Source organism: Ignavibacteria bacterium, assembly GCA_016873775.1.
In the GTDB taxonomy this organism is placed as follows: domain Bacteria; phylum Bacteroidota; class Ignavibacteria; order UBA10030; family F1-140-MAGs086; genus JAGXRH01.
Map to the genome: position 1 here is coordinate 49524 of VGWC01000002.1, position 21112 is coordinate 70635.

Consider the following 21112-nt stretch of genomic DNA (forward strand, 5'->3'; position numbering starts at 1 on the left):
AGATAAATTCCTATCTCTTTTCTTCTAAATTGTTTGTAAAAAATCGTTGATAATCTTTTCCGAGAACGAGTGAGATATTCACGATATACTCGCGAGAAATTTGTTGTACAATTTTATTTGAATCAATGCCAACAATGTTCGCAAACGTTGCTGCGTTGCGTTTATTTCCCACTCTGTCTATAATAAAACTTTCGTTTGTTTCTGTTGAAAAATTTCCGACATCAATCACATCCACGCCAATATTGCGTAACTGTTTCGTGAGTTTCATACCGATTCCCGAAACACCACTCGCATTAAGTATATCCACTTGCACCGCATTAGGCAATGATAGAATTTTTTGTTCGGCAAGTTCCTTCGAAGTAAAAAACAGAGAAAGAATTCCATACAGTAACACAAACAATAGCAAGAAAAAAATTACAATCAACGAATTGAGCGCGATGTATTGCCATTGAAATTTTCTTTTCAGAACAAGAGTATCGTTTGTCGTCGAAGACGAATCTGATGGCTCGAATAACGTTCGTTGTTCTTGCGGCGAGAAATCAGCCATCAGAAATTACACCTACGAAAATAAAAAAGATTTTCTCTGTCGAAATTTCGATTGAGAAAATCTATTTCAAAAAAAATATGTCTCAAATGCAGAGGAAAAATTATTCGTCTCCAAAAGGATGAGAATAGTATGAACCGGAAAGCAAAAACGGATTGTAGTAATATGAGCCAAGTGGAAGTTGGCGATACTGAATTTGAAACAGTACATTATCCCACGGACGAAAATCAAGTTGCGCGCGATTCAAATAAATTCCGGAAACTGATTGCTGTCCACGAAAACCTGTTGCATACGGAGAATACATCATACTAACATCGGCGCGCGCAGAAATTAAATCTGAAAAAATATATTGCATTGAGTTCGTGTATTGACTGATGGAAAGATTTTGCGCTCCGCTTGTTGCATAGTTAATCGAAAAATTATGATGCATTGAAAATTTATTCGGGTCAATCCAACCGAAAAGCGAATTCGATTGTATCGTTGAGAATCCAGTGTTTTGCGATGGAGTTTGCTGATTTCGAAATTGCGCAAAGGAATTTGTAAGTCCGAAAACAAGAACTACTGTGATTGCGAATGTAAATTTTTTCATAGTGTTGGTGAATAATTTATGCCAATAATAAAATAGAGAATATCGAATTTATAATCCAAACTTCCTTTTTACTTCTTCAAGTGTAGTTGTTGAAGCAAATCCCTCTTGCTGTTTTGCTAATCGTAAATCGCGAAGGTCTTCAATATCTTCTAAAGTTTCTTGCAATTTCTTAAATTCTTGGTAAGGGAGAACAACAAATTCATTTTTCCCTTCTTTGCTAATTATTTGGGGATGGAGTTCAATCATATTTTTGATTTATTTATATGCTTCGTTTCTGTGCTTGATACGATAAATTACCAAACTCGTGCCTTCGATTTCAAATAATACTCTATAGTTTCCTACACGCAAACGATATTCCGGCGTAAAATTCGTCAAGTGTTTTACATCGCCGAAAAGATTTTCTTTCATCGCTTCTATTTTTTCTACTATGTGTTTCGCGTTCTTCGTTTGTGCGTTTTTCTAAATCTCGCAAAGATTTTGGCTTGAAAACAATGTCATAACGCATTTCATTCAATCAACGGAAGTAATTTTTCGTGAAAATTATACTAAAATTTATTGAGTTTGCAAAGTTGCTCTACTTCATTTTATGCTGTTTGTGTTTTTTTGTCTCGGCTTTTGGAATATATCCACGTGCTTCGTCGTATTTCGCAACTTGCTCCGCAGTTAAAATTTTTTTCGTTGCAACATGCGCGATGAGATGAATTGAACGAAGTTCGCCGTGTAGTATTCCTATTTCTTCCGTATTTGATTTCAATGTTTGTTCGTCAATTGAATTACTTGCAAACAAACTATCCAATTCTTTTTCCTTCATAATAATTTTATTTCCAGCGCGAACTGCATTTTCACTCATCGTTTTGAAAATCGTTTGGATTGTGTTTTTCTGTTCATCGGTAATTTTCAAAACGTCGGCAATGTCGAAAACGTGTTTTGGTCCGGGGTAATGATTGAGTTCCGCCGCTTTCGCTAATCCCATTCCGTTTCCTTCTTTCAGATTTTGAATGTCTTCATCGGAAAGCGATTTAATAGAACGTTTTTCTTCGCCTACATATTTTGAATGTTTATGCTGCGTAAAAAGAAATGAGTTGAAGAGGACGAAACTTAAAAGAAAAAATGTCTTCATAGAAAATAGTTTTTTGAAATTGAATTACAGTTTTCTAACGAAGAAATGAATGGAAAAGTTTCAAAAATTATTTTCCCGATTCTGCTTTCAATTCTGCTGTTCGCTTTCGTTCGGCAATCGTCAAAAACCAAACTGCGACGAGAATGAAACCGAGTGATACCCAATCTTGCAACTTCGGGAATTTAGCGCCGAATATAATCGCTGAAAGGAGTGTGGCGGTTGTCCCTGCAACAAGTGATGTAAGTCGATTTACTAATCCCGCAAACGTTGCCGTTCTGCCTTTGAACATAAACAGGAACACAGAAAAGAATGCGACGAGACCGAATGCTGTTCCACTCATCACCCCAAAACTCCATAACGAATTTGCAACATCAAACGAATTTTTAAATAATATGACTTGGGGAACATCCCATCCAAATGATTGCGAACCAAAATAAACTAAAAATGAAATTGAAAGAATAAAAATGAATGCAAATATTTGTTCGATTCCAAAAAATCCGTGATTGTCAAGTGGAACTCCTTTCGCTCGTGTATTTTTGAAATAGTTCATTATATAAATGCGAATCAAATACGCAATTATGTAACTCGATAAAATACCGACAGCGGCTGTATTATTGAGAAAATCGAAATCACCCGCTTGCACAAAAACTAAATTTACTCCCGCCGCAAGCAATGCAAACACCACTGCAAAATTTTCTTCTTTGTACACTTTCTTTTTTAAAATTCCTTGCGCAATTTGCACGGCATCAACGCTTCTACTGATAACGATTACGCTTGCTCGCATAATCACCATCGCAACCATTACTGACATTCCTTCAAACGTGTACATCAATGTTGTTGTCGGAATAACAATCGCCGTCATCAAACCGGAAGGAAGAATGTATTTTATTTCTTCAGGAAGAGAAAGTCCCGCAACAGAAATCATATTATTCGATTTCAATCTATACCAACGCATCGCAATTACAATGCCAAGCGCAGTAATCATTCCGCCAATCGTGTTATACACCATATATTCGATTTGGTTGAAATGGAGTGAACTTGCGATGTGTTGGTCGGTAAAAAGTTTTGCGCTGATTCCCGTAATGACGTAAAAAATAAAATAGCCAACACAGAGTTGAATCAATCGCGCAGTACTTCCTTCTTCAGTTTTCCACATAATTTTTATGTTGTTATTAAAGAAAATAGAACACTGATGAAACGGATTTGACCGATGTACACTGATTTTTTTTATCAGTGAAAATCTGTTTCATCAGTGTCATCTGTGTTCTATTTATTTTTGACATTTGAATTTTGAAATTACTTTTTCATCGTCCAAAGTTTTGTAGTCGCTCGTTCTAATTCTTGTGCAATCAAATTTTTGTCAAGCGTTTTTTCCGGTTCGTTTTCAAACACAGCGTACGGAACGTTGAATCCTTTCACTTCGATGTAATCCGGATTTTTTGCCGCTATTTTTTCCCAATCATTTATCTTGTAATAAAAATCCATTTTCTCATCGGGAAGCGAATGATACAAAATGGAATCTTCCATTCCGGGTTTTGCGCGGCGACGATTTTTTCTCACCGATTCTTCATACGAAACTTTGATGTAGAGCAATGTCGCGCGTTTCAAAATATCTTCGTGTAAATAATTCAACGCTTCGTTGATTCCGTTTTCTCCCCCGCGCGCAAACTCAATGAGTGTCGTCATTTTCTCGTGATAGTTTGGATTACGCGCAAGTTTTTTTCTGTATTCCAAATTGATGCGCTCGATGTATAAATTCCAAATAAACCCATCTTTAAACCAATATTTTTCATCGCTCCAAACACGTGGCTTTTTATGTCGAGAAAGAATATCGTCTATCTCGAATGTTTCCCAAACATACACGAAATCATCAAGTTCTTCAAAATCGGAAATGTGAAATTGCTGCAAACGTTCATCTGTATTTGTGTGTTTGAGAAAATCAATGACTTCGGATTTTCCAGCGGCTGGCCTTCCGGTAATAATGAGAATAGGAAAGTTGTTTTGCACAGTTATACGTAAATATTTTTAAAAGTCTTTATTTTACTTTTTCAATCCGTTGTTCAACTCCGGTTGAAATAGTTTTCATTTCACGGGCATATTTTACAATTTCTGAAAATACCATTGAGTTGGAATAGATTGGCTGTGAAATTTCTATCCCGATATATCGTTTTGCTTCTCCGACAAAATAATCGCTCGCAGCGCAAATGTACATTTTAGTTTCATCCAATGGTTTTCCATTGATTGTACATTCAACAAATTCTATTCCATCGTTTTCTTTTTTCCATTTACATAAAATTCCTGACGTTTGAATCTGCGGTTTATCTTTAATATAATACCGAAGTACATCAGCAAGTTGCGCACCGCTTAACTGAAACGTCGTGAGAATATTTTGAAATGGAAGAACTTCAAACAATGTTTTTTTAGTTAATGGACCTTTCAATACATCTTTACGAATACCGTGATTGTTCATAAATCCAACATCCGCAAACGCCGCAATACGTTGCGCATCCGAAATAAAATTTCCGATTCCGCTTTCTCCATCACGACGACGCCAATCAACCGTCAGTTCAGCAATCACTTCACTATAATCGTTTTCAATTTGCTGCTGCATTGAATCAATAAAGTTTGTGAGTGCATTTTGAGGACGGTCATCGCGCTTCCACATCGTAATCAGTTTTCCGTCGTATGAAGTTACTTTATCATTTTCAACAACAATTTCAAGTTCACCAAGATTTTCACAATTCGCTCCCGCTTGAACAATGATAACATCGTTTATGACTCTGGGTTTTGTCAATCGCGTATGCGAATGACCGCCGACAATCACATCCAAACCTTCAACATTTTCTGCCAAAAGCGAATCATCGTCAACACCTTCGTGGGTAAGAGCAATAAGCACATCGGTCTTCGCATCAATCTCGTCAATATATTTCTGCGCAGTTTCTACAGGCGAAAGAACTTTTATACCTACAAGATTTTTCTGATTCACAAGATTATAGAGATACTGTGACATAATGCCGATAATTCCAATTCGTAATCCGTTTTTTTCAATGATGGTATAAGGATGATGATTGAGAACAAACTTTCCATGCTCATTCACAACGTTTGCGGAAAGAACGGGAAACTGAACAATGCGTGTAATCCCTAATAAATTTTCCTGCGATGCGTCAAAATCGTGATTGCCAAAACTCCACGCATCATAGCCGATTTTATTCATCATTGCAAACAAAGCGCCTCCATATACATTTTCATATTTGTATTCCGTAATTGGATTTCCCGTCATTACATCTCCGGCATCAAGCAATAACAACGGTTTTTCATTTCGAATACTATCAACAAGAAAATACAATTCTGAAAAACCACCCACCATCGGCTTCGGGTCTTTTCTACTCCACGTCGCCTCATGCTGAACAAAACTTGCATGCATATCGTTCGTGTGTAAAATTGTAATGGTTTTCTGTTGCGAAAATAACTGTAAAGAAATTGGAAGTGGTAGAATTGCTACAAAAAAGAAACGCAAGAAATGATACATAAGAAAAACTTTAAAATGAATTGATTGGAAATTCTGGAAGAAACACTTGATACATTCCCCATAATAAAAAACCTATCGTCAACGGAATGGCAAGATTATCATCGAGAAAATCGAACGAAAACAATTCGGCAATCGCTCCGCCAATTGCTGCAATAAATGCGTATGCGTATTCAACAAATGAATATCGTACTTTGGGAGTAAGAAGAATCACTGCGAACGCTGAAATGACAAATGCAATACTTCCTTCCCAACTTTTTTTCCCACCGGCAATTGAATTAAATTTATGTCTTCCAAATTTTCTTCCGAACAACGCCGAAGCCGTATCGGAAATAATGAGAATAAAAAAACTTGTGATTGCAATGAGTTTCGGAAAAAGAGCAACACACAATACCGCGGAAATAAGTACGTACGTTGCTCCTGTTAAATTTTTTTTCTTATCTGTCGTTTCGTGTTCACGAAGAATGGATTGAAAAATTATATTGTAAAATTGAGAGAATGATGTATGATATAATCGCGCAATATCAATAGCCAATGAGATAACAGCAAGAATAATTAGCAAGAAAAGCGTAGTTTCTTTCGAAAACCAAAACCAATAACTTATCGGTATTGTCAGCGAAATTAAATGAATGAACTTCCGAACAAGTTCTTTCTTAAAATCTATTTCGCCGGAAATTGAACGAACGTTTTGATGGCTCATTACTCAACTGATGAAACGGCATTCTCGATTTCTTTTTCACCGCGCGGCGTAACAGAATCTCCATTTTTCGGAATCGGGGCAAGCGATTCCCCACGAATTATCATATCAATTTCTTCACCGTCAAGAATTTCCCGTTCAAGCAATGTATTGGCTAACGAATGAAGTTTTTCAACATTATCCCTTAAAATGCGTTCTGCTTTTACCATACATTGTTCAACAATCTGTTTTACTTCTTCATCAATTTTCTGCTGCGTCAATTCGCTGAAGTTTTTTGTTTTCGTTACTTCTCTTCCCAAAAACAATTCTTCTTCTTTCGCTCCGTAGGCAATTGGACCCAACGTCGAACTCATTCCCCATTCACAAATCATTTTCCTTGCAAGTTCAGTCGCACGTTCAATATCGTTTCCTGCTCCAGTTGTTAACTGATTGAAAATAAGAAATTCGGCGGCTCTTCCACCTAATGCGTACGTAATCATCGCTTCCAAATATTCTTTGGAATACGTGTGTTTTTCATCTATCGGAAGATATGTTGTAACGCCAAGAGCGCGACCGCGGGGAATTATCGTTACTTTATGAACAGGGTCTGCATCAGGAAGATGCTTTGCAACCAATACGTGACCGCTTTCATGATACGACGTAACTTTCTTTTCTTTTTCGGAAATAATCAAACTTTTCCGCTCCGTTCCCATCATCACTTTATCTTTTGCTTCTTCAAAACAATGCATATCAACCAAATCTTGATTTTTCCTTGCAGCAAGAAGCGCGGCTTCGTTCACTAAATTTGCGAGGTCTGCACCCGAAAGCCCAGGAGTTCCTTTTGCCAAAGTTTCCAACGTAACATTATCTGCAAGAGGAATACTTCGCGTATGAACTCTCAAAATTCCTTCGCGCCCTTTCACATCCGGACGGTCAACAACAACTTGTCTATCGAAGCGTCCAGGACGTAGCAAAGCCGGGTCAAGAACATCGGGACGATTCGTTGCTGCAACAACGATGATTCCGCTATTCTGTTCAAATCCATCCATCTCGACAAGTAGTTGATTGAGCGTTTGTTCACGCTCATCGTGTCCTCCTCCAAGTCCTGCGCCGCGATGACGACCAACAGCGTCAATTTCATCAATAAAGATTATACATGGTGCATTTTTCTTTCCCGTTTCAAATAAATCACGAACGCGGCTTGCGCCAACACCGACAAACATTTCGACAAAATCCGCTCCAGAAATTGAATAAAACGGAACTGATGCTTCGCCCGCAACGGCGCGCGCAAGTAATGTTTTTCCAGTTCCCGGTGAACCAAGAAGTAAAACACCCTTGGGAATTTTTCCGCCAAGTCGTTGAAATTTATCCGGCTCTCGCAGAAATTCTATGACTTCGCGTAATTCCTGTTTTGCTTCGTCTGCGCCGGCAACATCTTCAAACGTAACTTTGGCTGAATTCTCATTTAATATTCTCGCATTTATTTTTCCAAACGAAAATATTCCGCGTGGTCCGTTGATTCCACCTCCCTGCATTCTCCGCATAACAAATAACCATACTACAAAAATCAATACCCACGGAAGCATGGAAACCAATGCATTCCACCACGAATAATCTTCTCGTATTATTTTATACTGAAATCCTGCTGCTTTCCATTTTTCGATGATTACATTATCTACAAAAGGAAGGACAAGATATACTCGTTTGTCTTGCGGGTCTTTTAAAACGGCGTGAAACTCGAAGTTATTAAAATCTGATTTCTTCAATACTGCGGAAAGGATATTCTTTTCGTTCAAATACTGTTCGTACTCGGTATAGGGAATCTCCGTTTCCGCTTTGTCGCCGGGACGAAGCAATACCATTGTGAGGTACACAACGGCAATAATAATTGTCCAACTGAATATAACGCGTAATCCCTTTGACCAAGTAAAATCGTTATCGCCAATTTTTTGAGGAGGACGATTTTTTGGGCGAATAGGTTTTTGTCTGCGAGGAGGCGGTGATTTTCGTTCTGTTGATTTATTGCTTTTGATGTTCTTTTCTTCCATAAAAAATTTTTTACTTTCTCCTTTCACTCTGCGACGAGAGATGATAGATTGCACGTAAGTTTCTGTATTGTTGTGTATAATCAAGTCCATATCCGATAACAAACTCATCGGAAATTTCAAAACCGACATAATCAATTTTCCGTTGTGCGTTGTTCTGGTTGTATTTTCTTTTTTTCAATAATAGCGAAGCAATGCGAACAGAAGAAGGATTTCGCGGTTCAATAAGTTTTTGTATAAAATTGATAGAGAGTCCTGTATCAACGATATCTTCAACAATAATGATATCCCGTCCGCCAAGATGCACATCGAGGTCTTTTAGCATTTTTACACTTCCCGAACTGAATTTTTCTTCGCCATAACTGGAAAGTTTCAGAAAATCTATTTCGAGTTTGATGCTCACGCAACGAATTAAATCGGATAAAAAAATTGCCGCGCCGTTTAAAACGCCGACAAATATTGGAATTGTTCCAATATAATCTTCGGAAATTTTTTTCCCTAATTCACGAACTCGCTGTTGAATTTGTTCTTCACTCAAGAGCAACATGAATGTTTCTCCGTTAATTTGAATTTCGTTCATTGATTATGCTTTAATTCAAAAAATTCTAATTTGGCAACACGTGTTGTTACATCGGTAATCTTAAACCGTTCATCTAATCGTTTTCCACATATCCATACGATATTGCCGTCGGATACTAAAATCGGAATAGCGTGTTTTTTGTGTATCGGAATTTTTTCGTCTGTAAAATAATCGCTTACTTTCTTTTTTCCTTTCAAACCTAATGGATAAAAATATTCTCCCTCGTTCCAAGTCCGAAGAAATAATTTGTTATTCAAAGTATCAGCATCTACGTATTCAACGCAGGCATTCTTTTGAAATGCGATTGAACGAATATCCGTTTCGCTCGACAAGAAAACAAAATTCAAAAAACGATATTCCTTTCCTATTTCTACAGAAATATTTAACTCGTCATTTGTTTCTTCGCGGCTGAAGATTAATTTTCCTCTGTCATTCAATACCCGTACGTCGCTCGTCAAAACAAAACTGCTTCCCGTTTCTGCATCCAAAAATTTTACGAGATTTTCAACAAGCAAATATTTTACTTCCGTTCGACTAAAATTGCGGACAAAATTATAGAAAAAATATTGTTGGAGAAACTTCGCTTCCCGTTTCAGTAACGATATTTCAACAAATACTTCGCCGTGTTGTTGCAATTGAACTGCAGAATTTGATAACACTTCGTACTGCATTTGCAGATATTCTTCTAAATCATTAAATAATTTGCTTTCTCGAAATAATGTATGTTGAACGTTAGAATTAATTTCTTTTTCAATCAAAGGAACAAGTTGGTTGCGTACGATATTTCTCGTGTAATCGTTTGTAACGTTCGATGAATCCGTACAAAACGCTACCGAATGTTTAACTGCATAATCGGTAATCGTTTTTCTGTTTACATACAGTATCGGGCGAATGATATTTTTTCGTATCAATGGAATTCCGCATAATCCGAGAACACCGCTTCCACGTAAAAAATTAAATAGTATTGTCTCTGCATTATCATCCAGCGTATGTCCTGTTGCAATTTTCTTGAACGACGTAGAGGTTGTGATTTCCTGAAAAAAATTATACCGTATTTTTCTCGCACGTTCTTGAATCGAATGCCGCTCGTTTTCTTTCAAAAAAACTTTCTTGCAAAAGAATGGAACATTATTTTCCTCTGTCAATGAGCGAACAAAATTTTCTTCTTCATCTGATTCATTTCCTCGCAAACCATAATTACAATGGGCTACGGCAAGTTGCAAATCGTACTCCTTGCGTAAAGCGAGAAAAAGATGGAAGAGAACTGTTGAATCAATTCCGCCGCTCATTGCGATTACGATGGTATCATTCTTTTCAACGAGAGCGTGTTCGAGAATTACCTCACGAACAATATCGAGAAGTGTACGATTCATTGAGGAACGTGTAAGTTGAATTTACGGTGAAACTTCCCCATCAGTAGCGGAGGAGGGAGTTGAACCCCCGACACACGGATTATGATTCCGTTGCTCTAACCAACTGAGCTACTCCGCCATTATTGAATAAAAATGCGGCAAAATATATCATTAAAAGAAGTGATAACAAAAGCGATGTTTGAAATTCGTAAAGACGAATTATTTCTGAACATTTCTTTTGTACGACACAAAGAATTTTTTTTGAAAAACACGTAATGCATTCCTTAGCGCTACTTCAAAACACTTGAATATTTTTTTTCTACAAAAAAATTACTTTATTTTCACAAGAAAAAATGTTATACAATTATCAATGAACACATCCTTTCAAAATTTTGAAGATGAAGAGCCGCCGCAGAAGAAGAAATCGCGTTTAGAACAAGAGTTCGAAAAACTGAAAGACCGGTTATCGCAGGAAGGAATAAATCTTTCAAGTGTTGAAGCATTGGAAGAAATTGCAAATTTTTATTTACAGCATCATCACTACACCGAAGCGCTACATTTTGCTGATGCAATTCTTGCAACAATGTCGTATAATGCAGAGGCGTGGTTGCGAAAAGGAATCATCCTGCATAGTCTTCGAAGATACAAGGAAGCATTTTCCTGTTATCAGCAAGCATTAGAAATTGACCCGGCTGATCCGTACATATATGTGAATAAAGGCATTACGTTAGAAGTTATCAATCATCTCGATGAAGCGTTGGAACATTATAACATTGCCCTCTCGCTCGATGAAGAAAACAGTGAAGCGCTCATCAATAAAGCAATTATTCTTGAACGACTCGAACGATATTCCGAAGCGGAAGTGATTCTGCGCGAATTTATTGAATCTCAACCGGAACACCGTGCCGCCTGGTACGAACTCGGTTATTGTTACGATTTAATGGATCGGTTTAACGATGCACTCCATTGTTACGAGCAACATCTCGACATTTCTCCATATGATTATGAAGCGTGGTATAACCGCGGCATACTCTTACAACGAATGGGGTTACATTCCAGAGCCATTGAGAGTTACGATTTTTCACTTGCTATTTATGAACAGTTTTTTCCGGCGTACTATCACAAAGGAAATGCACTTGCAGCTATCGGAAGATTGCTTGATGCAATTGAATGTTATCATCAAGCCATTTCATTAGAAAAAAATGATTTCGTTATCTGGCACAATTTAGCCAACGCATACGAAGAACTTGGACAAATGAAAGAAGCCATTCAGTCATTTTCAAAAGCAATTCAGTTGAATCCTGAACATTGCGATTCGTATTTCGGAAGAGGAAGTTGTTACGAAACAATGGAAGAATACAGAAAAGCGCTAAGCGATTACGACAAAGCGCTATCGTTAAAACCAAACGACGCAGAAATTTGGTACGCAAAAGCAGATGTGGAATTTCAGTTAGGTAAATGGCGCGAAGCAATTTCCAGTTTTTCTACAATGCTGCGAAACGACCCAACAAATTGTGAAGGATGGTATGATTATGGCGAAGTGCTATGCAGTTCCGGATTTTATCAAGAAGCGCTTAAAGCGTTCAATCAATGCATTTCTCTTGCTCCTGCTTGGGCAGAATCGTATTATGCAAAAGGGAAAGTCTTAACATTTTTAGGGAAAACATCAGAAGCAATTGAGTCTCTCAAAACGTCATTCCAATTAGACCCAACAAAAAAAGAATTTTTTCTTCAGGATTTTTCACATCTAAAAGTACTTCTTCAACAGTTCTCTTCGAGTTAATTACCTCTTCCCTTTGCCCCACACTTCCCAAAGTGGAGTTACTAAACGATAATCACCGAAACCCGTTTCATCAACAAATGTAAAGCGGCGATTTTGGTCATAGTACGACCAAATCTCGTACGGCTTGATTTCTATGTCAAATGGATGACGTTCAATGTTATCGGGATTTCCAAAAATTATATAGACCATTCCTCTATCGGAACGCCAACCAGAACCTTGAACAGCATATTGTTTGTTTGCATACGTAACACGAGAAAAATATTCTTCCAACAATTCATTTCGCTCTGTTTGCGGCGTCGGGTCTCGACGTTTCCAAAACTGTTCGAATCGTTGTCGCCGTTCGTCATCCGAAATTGCCTTCTCTTGCAACGAATCCATCTCCTCGCTCGTCGAAATATACACCATTTGAGAAATCGCCTCGTCTATAATGGAAATGTTCGCTGGTATTCCCTTCCATCGCGTGCGAATAGCCATTGTACGTTTTGGCAACTCGTACGTTGAATCGGTTTGAATTTTCGATATTAATTCCAATGAATCTTCACCAACAGGTAATTCTAATTTCTTGAAATTAAAAACGATGGTATTTCTACCTTTCGCTAACGTTGTACTCATCGTATCACAAAATAATTCCTCCATTTGACGAGTAAAAATCCGAACCATAAATTTAGCATTTTGAGATTCGTTTTTTGCATACACCTCATAATATAATTTCTGTTCATTTGTTTCTCGCTCCAAAATTTGACTAATGTTTGGCAATGGTTCATTTGTTTCGTCTCGCCCACGCATCAGCATTATATCACTGATCTCAAACGCGGATTCGCCAAACTCCTGCACATGAACCGATTTTTGCATTCGGAATAATTTTCTTGTCTCAACATCTCGCACTTGCACTGATATTATATATTCTTCGGGACGAAATAAAAACGAATGTGTGTGCATTGCAAACGATGTTGTAGAAGTCGTTTGTTCATACGATTGTAAGTACAGTTCTTCTCCCCATTGTTTTTCATAGAGTAACGAATTACGAACATCGAAAAATGAAATCTGTACTTCGTATGACGCAAAAAATCCTTGTTCAGATTTAATAAATTTCAATCCCGAGTACTCGACTTGCACATACACTTTTAATTTCGTTAGCGCAGAAGTATCACTTGCAAAACTAAGTGTCGTAAATGTAAATTTTGGTAGTCCAAGTTCTTCTCCTTGAAGCATCTGTTGTGCTATCAACGGCAAATCTATTATCGAAAACAACAGAATAATTACAATAAATATTTTTTTCATACCAATGTTCATTTTCTAAATTTTATTTTTCAAAATCTCCTGCGACACCTTTCCAAACACATCATAATGTTCCGCTTTCGTAATTGTAACATTATAAAAATTTCCAATTTGTAATTCTCGTTCGGAAGAAACATACACTTCTCCATCAACTTCTGGCGCATCACATTCACTTCTTCCAACATACGTACTTCCTGCGCCGCGTTCAATCAATACTTTCACATTCTTTCCAATCTTTTCAGAATTTTTTTTCAACGAAATTTTTTGCTGCAGTTCCATCAATCGAGAATAACGTTCGTCTTTTTCTTTTTCTGAAATCACATCGCCAAACGGAAATGCTGTCGTATCATCTTCTTGCGAATATTTGAAAACGCCAACTCTATCAAATTCCATTTCTTCTACAAAATTGAGTAAAGTGCGAAAATCATTTTCAGTTTCATTCGGATAGCCAACAATGAATGTCGTTCGCATAGTAATGTTTGGAACAACCGAACGAATATGCGAAATCAATTCCCGCAAGGTACGATTAGTAATTCCGCGCCGCATTGATTTCAAAACTTCATCTGCCGCGTGTTGAATCGGCATATCGAGATACTTGCATATTTTTTTATTCGTCGCAATTTCTTCCAAAATATCGCGCGGAAATTTTGTCGGGTACGCATACAATAATCGAATCCACTCAATTCCGTTCACTCGCGAAAGATTTTGAAGTAGTGATTTCAATTCACGCGAATTTGACATATCCAAACCGTAGTAGGTTGTATCTTGCGCAATAATATTCAATTCTTTCACTCCTTGCGAAACGAGATGTTCCGCTTCATGCAGCAATTCATCCATCGGTTTGGAGATATGTTTTCCGCGCATAATCGGAATAGCGCAAAACGAACAAGGGTTATCACAACCTTCAGAAATTTTTAAGAATGCAGAAAACGTCGGTGTAAGCAAAACTCTCTCACCGAGTAATTCATATTTCAAATCTCCGCCAAGCGCGTGAACAATTTTTCCGATTTCTGAAATCGTTCCGAAAAATCCATCTACTCCTGGAATTTCTTTTTGCAAATCACTTTTATATCGCTCGGATAAACACCCCATCACGAAAACTTTTTCCAACGCGCCCTTCGATTTTTTTTCTACTGCTTCGAGAATCGTGTTCACCGATTCTACTTTCGCGGGACCAATAAATCCACAAGTGTTAATAACAACAACAGAAGCATCGTTGTAACCTTTTGCGATTTGCATTTCATTCGAGCCGATTTGCCGAAGCAATTGTTCGCTATCAACTAAATTCTTCGCACAACCAAGCGAGTGAACGAAAATGGAATTGCTTTTTCCGTTATGTTTTGTTTTGATTTTCAATTTCTTACTTCACTTGAATAGAACACTGATGACGCTGATTAAACAGATGTTCACAGATTATTATCCGTGATAATCAGTCACATCAGTGTAATCCGTGTTCTATTTTAAATTTCAAACGAATGACTAATTACCAATTACAAACTTAAAATACATATACACCATAGGAGCGACAAAAAGCAAACTATCAAATCTATCCAACACCCCTCCGTGTCCGGGAATTATTGTTGATGAATCCTTTATGTTTGCATCACGTTTCAACAGCGATTCAAATAAATCTCCGAGTTGTCCAAAAACTCCTACAAATACCGAAAGCATTATCAATTCATTCAAAGAATAATTGTGGAGAATAGTATTGTAAAGTGCAAACACTGACATTATTGCTCCAAGAAATCCAGCTATCGCTCCTTCCCACGTTTTCTTCGGTGAAACTCGTAGAAACAATTTATGCTTTCCAAATGCTCTGCCTCCAAAATATGCAGCAGAATCGCAAATCCAGATTGAAATAAAAATAGCAATGACAAGTTCTGCATTTTGCATTTCACGCAATGCAAGCAATGTTCCAAAACTTCCTGCGATGTAAATAATTCCGAAAAATGTTGTTGCAAGATTTTGAATCGGGTTTTCTTTGTTGCGAAATAATTCTACAATGAAAATGAAAAACGAAAACGAAAAAATGAAAAATGGAAGTTTCGTGAATAAGAATAATTCCTTAAAGAACATTACCAATAAAATTATTCCGAGAATAACTCCTAAAACTTTTTGCGGATGAGTTCCTTTCGCTTCTGCAAGTTTGTAATATTCTAACATTCCAAGAACAGTAAGCACGACAACGAACAAAAAGAAAACCCAATCTCCTTGATACGTGATGAAGAAAATTGCAGGAATTGCAACAAGCGCAACGAGTGTACGAGAAGTTAAATTACTCAAGCGATTTGTTCCTTTGGTTCAATCGTTCTCAAAAAATAATATGTTGAAACGGCAAATATCATAGCAGAAATAATGCTCGTCGTTAACAATTCGAGCATCGAAAGTTCTTCCGGTTTTCCCGAAACAAGAAAATCATCGCCAAGATTTAAATACACTGCATAACAAGCAAGCGCGTTGTTGAAAAAATGCGCAATAATAGCAACCCAAATACTTCCCGTGTGCGCAACAAGAAAGGAAAAATAAATTCCCAAAATGCAAAGCGGAATAATAAGAAATGGATTCAGATGATAAACTCCAAATAATATTCCCGTAACTATAAAACCGCGTTTCACTCCAAGTCCGCGTTCAAAATTTTGCTGCACAAGTCCGCGGAATAATATTTCCTCACACAATGCCGGAACAATGGCAACAACAAGAATGACGAAAAATAATTCGGGAATTGAATTTGCAGTTACAAGCGATTTATACATTTCGTCCATCATGTTCTTGAACGTATCAATAAGAGATTGCAATTCGCTCGGCAAGGGAATTTTTTCTTGCAACGTTACTACTACTTGCAGCGATTGTCCTAACGAAAACACGCCAACAATTGCAAGTACAATTTGCGATAGTTTTGGTTTCCTGAATCGCAAAAACTTTTTCAAATCGGTCGTTTGATATTGCGTAAATAAAAGTGTCGGTAAAAGCAAAAATAAAAATTGTGAAAGCATTGTAGCAATGCGTACGATATTAGTGTTTTCAGAAAAATCATTGCCGAAAACCAGCATCGCAGATAATCCTCCAATGATTTGATATGTGAAAAACACAACAACAAGCACAATAAATGCAAATGCCGTGTATGACATTCTGAACTTCGGTGAAATTATTGAAGTCGGAATTTCTACAATTGGTTCGAGAGAAATTGTTTCAGTTGTTTCAATCATTTAATCTTGGAAAGTACAATCTATAATTCTCTGCGCAAATCTGTGAAATCTGCGGGAGAATGTTTCCCGCAGATTACGCAGATGAACGCAGAAGAATTCTTGAAATGCTAATAACAAATAACGAATAACAATTAACTATTCACTTTCAACTTAATCATCGCCGCAAGCAACGGAATCATAATCTCATGATGACCTACAAAATAAAATCCTCTTCCAGTTCCCTGCGTTGGACGAAGCATTACATTTTGCGTCGGACGATAATGCAAATTCATATCGAAGACAGCAGTTGTAAATCCTTGCGCTTTGTATCCAAGATTTCGAGCGACCGTTAATGCTTTCAAAAATACTTCGGGAAGAATAACAGCAGAACCGATATTCAAAACTACTCCGCCGTTTTTCAAATCTTTCACTACGTTCGCAAAAATTTTAAAATCGCGAAAACTCATCTCCCCAGTTGCCGCTCCGTCCATCGTCGGTTGCTGATGAATAATATCCGTTCCAATCGCGGCGTGAATTGTAATAGGAATATTTTTTTTCAAACACGCAACGAGAACACTTTGCGAAATGAATTTCGCTTTACGTTTTACAAGTTCATTTGCCAATGCTTCTCCGTAACCACACTCACTTTCTTTAAAATGTTTCTTCAATGTTTTATTGATAAACTCTCCCGTTTCTTTTGACATTCCAAACGTTCCATCGAGAAGATTCACTGCAACGTCTTCGGAAGTATTTCCAAACAACGCAGTTTCGCTATCGTGAATTGCCGCCGCGCTATTCATTGCAATTCCGGTAATGATGTTTCGCTCAATCAAATCAATAATAATCGGCGACAAACCAACTTTGATAACGTGCGCACCGAGCATCAAAATCACCGGCATTTTCTTCTTTCGTGATGAAATAATATCGTCAATCAAAGTTCGCAAATCGTTTGCAACCAAAATATGCGGAAGTGATTCGGTAAATTGTGAAAACGAATTTTCTATTTCATTGTACACCTTTGCAAAATCACTTGGCTGCACTTTGCTTTTCCGATTTGCAATTGAAATCGTTTTGATTTTTGAAAGTGAAATTTGTTTGTATTTGGATTTTTGTTTTTTCATTTTCTCTATAGTTACAAGTTGCAAGTTACGGGTTACGAGTATAAAACTTGAAACTTGTAACTCAAAACTCGTAACTTTTATTTCTTTGCTTTCATTGGATTTTTTATTCCGCCATATTGCTGCAATTCTGCAACAATCGCACCGACAATTATTTTCGAAGACATTTTCACAGGAATTTTATTTTCGTCGTCTGAGAGCCAAATTGTCATATTGCCTGTATTCTTAAATAATCCACCTTTCCGAATAAATGGCTGAATTTTCAAAGCGCGAAATTCTCCAGCACCGACATCTACTTCTTCTGTTCCAAAATACTTTATGTCGAGCGCGTACGTTGAGTCTTTGTAAAAATTTTGCAAGTGAATTTCATCATTCGGTCTCAATGCAGTAAAATCAACCGTGCGGCAATAATAAAAAGCGGAAACAATATCATGAACATAATCTGGAATTTTTATATACTCGATATCATTGCTCACTATTGTTTGGGCGAAATGATTTCGTTGGTCAAATTCTGCAACAAAATCACGGCGATAATTTCCCTCGCGAATATGCTGTTCAAACTTCCACGGAAAAATTCCCTGCACATCCACAAATGTAAAATACGAATCGCGCACTGTATAAATCCAATCGAATCCTTTTGCAGAGCGAACTTTCACGGCAATTTTGTAACACTGTCGTTCATTCAATAATTCAATCGAAGGAATTTCCATTGTTGCAACGCCAGCAGTAATAAATCCGTAATCAATATCGAAGACAAGTTTTTCGCCAAGTGTGAATGCGTTATTTTTTTGAGTACGAAAAACGAATATGGAATCAGATTGAGAAAAAGAATCAATTGGAATAAACAGAAAATAAATGTACAAGAATACAAATCGTAATTCATAATTCGTAATTCGTAATTTATCTACCATTTGAATTTTGCAGTTTCGATTTTATCTTCTCAAACACTTCTTCCACCGAAATCGAGTTCATACACTCACATTCATTTACAGAAATACAATTGTTACAATCAATCGGTTTGTTGTTTGGAGAAAATTCTATTTTATTTTCTGTGTACGGTCCCCAACGTGTTGAACTCAAATGTGGAATTTGTGGAAAGAAACCAACAACGAATGAACCAACAGCAACAGCAAGATGAAGCGGTCCTGTTGAATTTGAAATGAACAATTTACCAAGAGAAAGCAACGCAATAAATTCTTTAAGAGAAAGCGTTTCATCCAACAGAATTGCTTTCTCGCCAATTATTTTGGAAACATTTATCAACAACTCTCTTTCATTTTTTCCACCGCTTACAAGAAGTTTTGTATTTGGAATTTCTCCAATTTGCTTTCCGAGTAATCCAAAATTTTTCCAATGCCAATTTCTCGATGAACCTCCACTTCCCGGATGAAGAATGACAAGCGAATCTGTTTCAAAAATATGTTTTTGCTGCAAAAGTTTTTGAACTTTGTCTTTTGCTACTTCATCAACAACTAATTGGGGAAATATTTTTTCTTTTGAAACAACGCCAAGCGGAGAAAGTAAATTGAGATTGTATTCGAGTTCGTGCTTGTTGCCATTTTTACGATGTTCATACACTTTTTTATTGAACAGAAACGAGTACAAACGATAACCCGTTCCAACACGAATTGGAATTTGAACAAAAAAAAATAGCAACGCCAATCGCCATGAAGGTTTCACAATAACTGCGGCATCAAATTTCTTTTCGCGAAAGAGTCTTACCATTTGAAAAAAAGGAACATGGTCGTAAAAAATCACTTCAATATTCTCTGAATATGAATGGACAATATCCGAAGTGTAACTGCTGATAAGCATAGAAATTTCGACGCTGGGAAATTGCCGTCGAAGCGCTGTTACAAGCGGAAGAGTAAGAATTACGTCGCCGATTCTATCCGTGCGAACAATGAGGATTCTTGAAAGTGTTTTCAATACGTGTTATCAGTTTTCGATATAGGGTTTTGTCAGTAACATTGGCGTTGTTTCTTCTGCTCTTTCAGCCGTTGAAGATTGCATCCATGCGCGATCACTCAACACAGTTCGTTCCGTCCAGTTACTTACCGCCATAAGATAAGCCTGTTCATTGGGCAACATTTCTATCGTTTCCCACGGACAATATTTTGCACAAAGTTTACAACCGATACAAATATCCAAATCTATTTCGACAAGTTTTTTGTGTTGGTCAAATTCTGGACCAGCGACAACAAGTATGCAATCTACTGGACAAAACTCAACGCAAACTTCGCATCCTGTGCAACCAGATTGGTTGACAACAGCAAGTTCTTTGGGTTTCTTTTTTGCTTTAGGAGTTTGCACATTTGTTGTTTTTGTCAATGGAATATTAACTATTTGTTCTTGCATAATGGGTTTCTTTTTGAAAATTGTTTAACGAAATTAAAAATAAAAATGTAATTGTAATTGCAGCGAATGAGTATTTAAATTTTCACCGACATCGAAATCAAACAATTGCGAATCCACGTACGCATCAACAGCATTGAGCAAATATGTTACGCCGAGATACCACGCAAATCTATCGCGCTCGTCGTGGTAAAAATCTCGCGCTCGTCGTGCTTGTGCGTCAAAAGGATTATTGCGATACTCAGTTTGATATTTATGATACAAATCGTTTTCTTGTTTCCACACATAACCGAAGTAACCGACAAAGCCAAGTATCACTGGTGTTTTCCAGTAGGATTCGTTGTAAATTTGTCCAAGTCCCGGAAGCGCAAGCGAAAGTAAAACTGCTTGCGTCGAAGATTTAGATTGACGTTGTTCGTTCACAATATTTTGTTTTGTATAGGAAAGTGAATCTGTTTGTTGAGAAAAAATATTATTGTGGAAAACCACTAAGGCACTAAGAACATAGAGAAACACTAAGAAATTCTTTGTGAGACTTAGTGCCCTCCGTGTCTTAGTGGTAAAAAAAAACATTTTACGGAACAAGAGCAAACGCTTCGATCTCAATCTTCACATCTTTCGGCAAGCGAGAAACTTCCACCGTAGTTCGCGCGGGAGCAACGTCGCGGAAGAACTCGCCGTACACTTCATTCATCGCGGGAAACTCGTTCATATCTTTTAGATACACTGTTGTTTTCACCACGTTAGCGAGCCGCGAATTTCCCGCTTCCAAAATTGCTTGCAAGTTTTCCAATGCACGGCGCGTTTGCACTTTAATATCGCCTTCAACAATTTTTCCCGTAGAAGGGTCAAGCGGAATTTGTCCCGCAGTAATTAAAATGCCGCTGCCAAACACCACTCCTTGACTATACGGACCAATTGGAAGCGGCGCGTTTTCTGTTTGTATGATGCGTTTCATAAA

The 21112-nt window shown here is 37.4% G+C and carries 22 protein-coding genes, 1 tRNA gene and 1 pseudogene; 1 reads left to right on the forward strand and 23 read right to left on the reverse strand.

The window, feature by feature from the left end; all coding sequences use genetic code 11:
- Positions 1 to 10 precede the first annotated feature (10 nt).
- The 13 genes and pseudogenes from FJ218_00535 to FJ218_00595 form a co-directional block, all read right to left on the reverse strand.
- Positions 11 to 547 carry a LytR family transcriptional regulator gene (locus FJ218_00535; GenBank protein ID MBM4165408.1) on the reverse strand — a complete coding sequence of 179 codons (537 nt, stop codon included), beginning with the start codon at positions 545 to 547 and terminating at the stop codon, positions 11 to 13.
- A gap of 100 nt (positions 548 to 647) precedes the next feature.
- Positions 648 to 1133, reverse strand: a complete 486-nt coding sequence (locus FJ218_00540; protein ID MBM4165409.1) for a hypothetical protein — start codon at positions 1131 to 1133, stop codon at positions 648 to 650.
- Positions 1134 to 1181: 48 nt separating this feature from the next.
- On the reverse strand, positions 1182 to 1379 hold the full coding sequence (locus FJ218_00545) for a type II toxin-antitoxin system prevent-host-death family antitoxin (GenBank protein ID MBM4165410.1): 198 nt from the start codon (positions 1377 to 1379) through the stop codon (positions 1182 to 1184).
- A 9-nt stretch (positions 1380 to 1388) separates the two neighbouring features.
- A pseudogene (locus FJ218_00550) lies at positions 1389 to 1638 on the reverse strand (type II toxin-antitoxin system RelE/ParE family toxin).
- A gap of 69 nt (positions 1639 to 1707) precedes the next feature.
- Entirely contained in the window at positions 1708 to 2253 is a 546-nt protein-coding gene (locus FJ218_00555) for a hypothetical protein (GenBank protein MBM4165411.1), read from the reverse strand.
- 67 nt (positions 2254 to 2320) lie between these two features.
- Complete coding sequence (locus FJ218_00560) at positions 2321 to 3409, reverse strand: hypothetical protein (protein ID MBM4165412.1); 1089 nt, start codon at positions 3407 to 3409, stop codon at positions 2321 to 2323.
- A gap of 140 nt (positions 3410 to 3549) precedes the next feature.
- Positions 3550 to 4260: a hypothetical protein gene (locus FJ218_00565; protein MBM4165413.1), complete on the reverse strand. Its 711-nt coding sequence runs from the start codon at positions 4258 to 4260 to the stop codon at positions 3550 to 3552.
- Positions 4261 to 4288: 28 nt separating this feature from the next.
- Complete coding sequence (locus FJ218_00570) at positions 4289 to 5782, reverse strand: bifunctional metallophosphatase/5'-nucleotidase (GenBank protein ID MBM4165414.1); 1494 nt, start codon at positions 5780 to 5782, stop codon at positions 4289 to 4291.
- Between the two features lie 10 nt (positions 5783 to 5792).
- Positions 5793 to 6479 (reverse strand): dolichol kinase, encoded by a 687-nt coding sequence (locus FJ218_00575; protein ID MBM4165415.1) that lies wholly within the window; start codon positions 6477 to 6479, stop codon positions 5793 to 5795.
- The gene (locus tag FJ218_00580; GenBank protein ID MBM4165416.1) at positions 6479 to 8503 is read right to left on the reverse strand and encodes an ATP-dependent metallopeptidase FtsH/Yme1/Tma family protein; all 2025 of its coding nucleotides are present in this window, start codon (positions 8501 to 8503) and stop codon (positions 6479 to 6481) included. Before FJ218_00580 ends, FJ218_00575 begins: the two co-directional genes overlap by 1 nt.
- A 10-nt stretch (positions 8504 to 8513) precedes the next feature.
- Positions 8514 to 9080: a hypoxanthine phosphoribosyltransferase gene (gene hpt, locus FJ218_00585; GenBank protein MBM4165417.1), complete on the reverse strand. Its 567-nt coding sequence runs from the start codon at positions 9078 to 9080 to the stop codon at positions 8514 to 8516.
- On the reverse strand, positions 9077 to 10453 hold the full coding sequence (gene tilS / locus FJ218_00590; GenBank protein ID MBM4165418.1) for a tRNA lysidine(34) synthetase TilS: 1377 nt from the start codon (positions 10451 to 10453) through the stop codon (positions 9077 to 9079). Before tilS ends, hpt begins: the two co-directional genes overlap by 4 nt.
- A gap of 44 nt (positions 10454 to 10497) precedes the next feature.
- Positions 10498 to 10571 (reverse strand) — tRNA-Met (locus tag FJ218_00595).
- Between the two features lie 231 nt (positions 10572 to 10802).
- Between FJ218_00595 and FJ218_00600 the strand changes: the two genes are divergently transcribed.
- Positions 10803 to 12215: a tetratricopeptide repeat protein gene (locus FJ218_00600; GenBank protein ID MBM4165419.1), complete on the forward strand. Its 1413-nt coding sequence runs from the start codon at positions 10803 to 10805 to the stop codon at positions 12213 to 12215.
- On the opposite strand, the gene FJ218_00605 is transcribed toward FJ218_00600, so the two are convergent.
- From FJ218_00605 to FJ218_00650, 10 genes are all read right to left on the reverse strand, one after another.
- On the reverse strand, positions 12216 to 13508 hold the full coding sequence (locus FJ218_00605) for a GWxTD domain-containing protein (GenBank protein ID MBM4165420.1): 1293 nt from the start codon (positions 13506 to 13508) through the stop codon (positions 12216 to 12218). It abuts the gene before it with no gap.
- A 3-nt stretch (positions 13509 to 13511) separates the two neighbouring features.
- Complete coding sequence (gene rimO / locus FJ218_00610) at positions 13512 to 14843, reverse strand: 30S ribosomal protein S12 methylthiotransferase RimO (GenBank protein MBM4165421.1); 1332 nt, start codon at positions 14841 to 14843, stop codon at positions 13512 to 13514.
- 129 nt (positions 14844 to 14972) lie between these two features.
- Positions 14973 to 15776, reverse strand: a complete 804-nt coding sequence (locus FJ218_00615) for a phosphatidate cytidylyltransferase (GenBank protein ID MBM4165422.1) — start codon at positions 15774 to 15776, stop codon at positions 14973 to 14975.
- A complete protein-coding gene (locus FJ218_00620) occupies positions 15773 to 16699 on the reverse strand; it encodes a CPBP family intramembrane metalloprotease (protein MBM4165423.1) in 927 nt (308 codons plus the stop codon). The genes FJ218_00615 and FJ218_00620 overlap by 4 nt, the downstream gene beginning before the upstream one ends.
- A 131-nt stretch (positions 16700 to 16830) precedes the next feature.
- The gene (locus FJ218_00625; protein ID MBM4165424.1) at positions 16831 to 17799 is read right to left on the reverse strand and encodes a hypothetical protein; all 969 of its coding nucleotides are present in this window, start codon (positions 17797 to 17799) and stop codon (positions 16831 to 16833) included.
- A gap of 77 nt (positions 17800 to 17876) precedes the next feature.
- Complete coding sequence (locus FJ218_00630; GenBank protein ID MBM4165425.1) at positions 17877 to 18689, reverse strand: DUF3108 domain-containing protein; 813 nt, start codon at positions 18687 to 18689, stop codon at positions 17877 to 17879.
- A 7-nt stretch (positions 18690 to 18696) separates the two neighbouring features.
- The gene (locus tag FJ218_00635; protein ID MBM4165426.1) at positions 18697 to 19725 is read right to left on the reverse strand and encodes a glycosyltransferase family 9 protein; all 1029 of its coding nucleotides are present in this window, start codon (positions 19723 to 19725) and stop codon (positions 18697 to 18699) included.
- Between the two features lie 9 nt (positions 19726 to 19734).
- The gene (locus FJ218_00640) at positions 19735 to 20154 is read right to left on the reverse strand and encodes a 4Fe-4S dicluster domain-containing protein (GenBank protein MBM4165427.1); all 420 of its coding nucleotides are present in this window, start codon (positions 20152 to 20154) and stop codon (positions 19735 to 19737) included.
- Positions 20155 to 20187: 33 nt separating this feature from the next.
- The gene (locus FJ218_00645) at positions 20188 to 20574 is read right to left on the reverse strand and encodes a hypothetical protein (protein MBM4165428.1); all 387 of its coding nucleotides are present in this window, start codon (positions 20572 to 20574) and stop codon (positions 20188 to 20190) included.
- Positions 20575 to 20725: 151 nt separating this feature from the next.
- Positions 20726 to 21109, reverse strand: coding sequence for a RidA family protein (locus tag FJ218_00650; protein MBM4165429.1), 384 nt, complete (start codon positions 21107 to 21109; stop codon positions 20726 to 20728).
- Between the last annotated feature and the right edge of the window lie 3 nt (positions 21110 to 21112).